Origin of the sequence: Microbacterium sp. CPCC 204701, assembly GCF_004010105.1 — a bacterium.
Lineage (GTDB): Bacteria > Actinomycetota > Actinomycetes > Actinomycetales > Microbacteriaceae > Microbacterium.
In genome coordinates this window covers 1-1,908 of the sequence record NZ_RRYE01000487.1, presented here as the reverse complement: position 1 = coordinate 1,908, position 1,908 = coordinate 1, and the positions used below count along the sequence as shown (strand labels likewise).

Genomic DNA, 1,908 nt, shown 5'->3' with positions numbered 1-1,908 from the left:
AACGGCTCGAAGCCGGTGAGGAGCACAGTCGTCATCGCTCCAGGCTACGGCGGGCCGCTCGAGCGTCACGGCGCCTTGAGCTCGAGCGGGCCGGGGCGCGGCGTCCGCTCGCCCTAGACTTGTGCCTCGTGGTCACCCGTCTGTCGCACTTCTTCCTCCGCACGCTCCGCGAAGACCCGGCCGATGCCGAGGTCACCAGCCACCGGCTGCTCGTGCGCGCCGGCTACATCCGCCGTGCCGCACCGGGCGTCTTCACGTGGCTGCCGCTGGGCCTGCGGGTCAAGGCGAAGATCGAGGCCGTCATCCGTGAAGAGATGGGGAACGCGGGCGCGTACGAGGTGCACTTCCCCGCGTTGCTGCCGCGAGAGCCCTACGAGGCGTCGGGCCGCTGGACCTCGTACGGCGACGGCATCTTCCGCCTGCAGGACCGCAAGGGCGCCGACTACCTGCTCGCGCCGACGCACGAAGAGATGTTCACGCTCCTCGTGAAGGACCTGTACTCGTCGTACAGGGACCTGCCGCTTTCGATCTACCAGATTCAGGACAAGTACCGCGACGAGGCGCGTCCGCGCGCCGGGCTGCTGCGCGGCCGCGAGTTCACCATGAAGGACGCGTACTCGTTCGACTACACCGACGAGGGGCAGGATGCCTCGTACCAGTCGCAGCGCGACGCGTACGAGCGCATCTTCCAGAAGCTGGGCCTCGAATACGTCATCGTGGCGGCTGACAACGGCCTCATGGGCGGTGCGCGCTCGGAGGAGTTCCTGCACCCGACCCCGGTCGGCGAAGACACCTTCGTGCGCTCCGCGGGAGGGTACGCCGCCAACGTCGAGGCGTTCACGACAGTCGTGCCCGACCCGATTCCGCTCGACGGGCTCGGTTCCCCGGTGATCTTCGACTCGCCGAACACCCCGACCATCCAGACGCTCGTCGACCACGCGAACGCGAACCTCGACGCTCCGGCGCCAGGCGTCGCCGGCCCCGCGACCGACCGTGTCACCGAGTGGACCGCGGCGCACACGCTCAAGAACGTCGTGCTCGCCCTCACCCACGTCGACGGCACGCGCGAGCTCGTCATCGTCGGCATCCCCGGCGACCGCGACGTCGACGACAAGCGCGTCGAGGTGGCCTTCGCCCCTGCGGCCGTGGAGCCGGCGACCGAGCAGGACTTCGACCGCCACCCGCTCCTGGTGAAGGGCTACATCGGCCCGTGGTCCGAGACCGGCCCGGTGCTCGGCGATGACTCGGCCACCGGCATCCGGTATCTGCTCGACCCGCGCGTGGTCGACGGGACGGCGTGGATGACCGGCGCCAACATCGACGAGAAGCACGTGCACACCCTCGTCGCCGGGCGCGACTTCACCGGCGACGGATTCATCGAGGTGGCGAGCGTCCGTGCCGGCGACCCCGCGCCCGACGGGTCGGGTCCGGTCGAGATCGCGCGCGGCATGGAGATCGGCCACGTATTCCAGCTCGGGCGCTTCTTCGCCGAGACGCTGGGTCTGAAGGTGCTCGACGAGAACGGCAAGCTCGTGACCGTCACGATGGGCTCGTACGGCATCGGAGTGACCCGCATCCTCGCGATCATCGCCGAGCTGAACAACGACGACAAGGGCCTCATCTGGCCGGAGTCCGTCTCGCCGTTCGACGTCCACGTCGTGGCGACCGGCAGAGATGGTGTCGCATACGACCTCGCCGAGCGGGTATCGGCCGAGCTCGAGGCATCCGGTCTCGACGTCCTCTACGACGACCGCCCCAAGGTGTCGCCCGGCGTGAAGTTCGGCGACGCCGAGCTCGTCGGCGTGCCGCGGATCCTGATCGTCGGCCGCGGGGCGGCAGACGGCCAGGTCGAGCTGTGGGACCGCCGCACCGGCGACCGCGAGGTCGTGGCGGCCGCGGATGCCGTCG

The 1,908-nt window shown here is 69.7% G+C and carries 1 protein-coding gene; it reads left to right on the top strand.

The window, feature by feature from the left end; genetic code table 11:
* Positions 1-128: 128 nt before the first annotated feature.
* A partial coding sequence (locus tag EIO58_RS17095) for a proline--tRNA ligase (RefSeq protein ID WP_127820466.1) occupies positions 129-1,908 on the top strand: 1,780 nt, incomplete at its 3' end.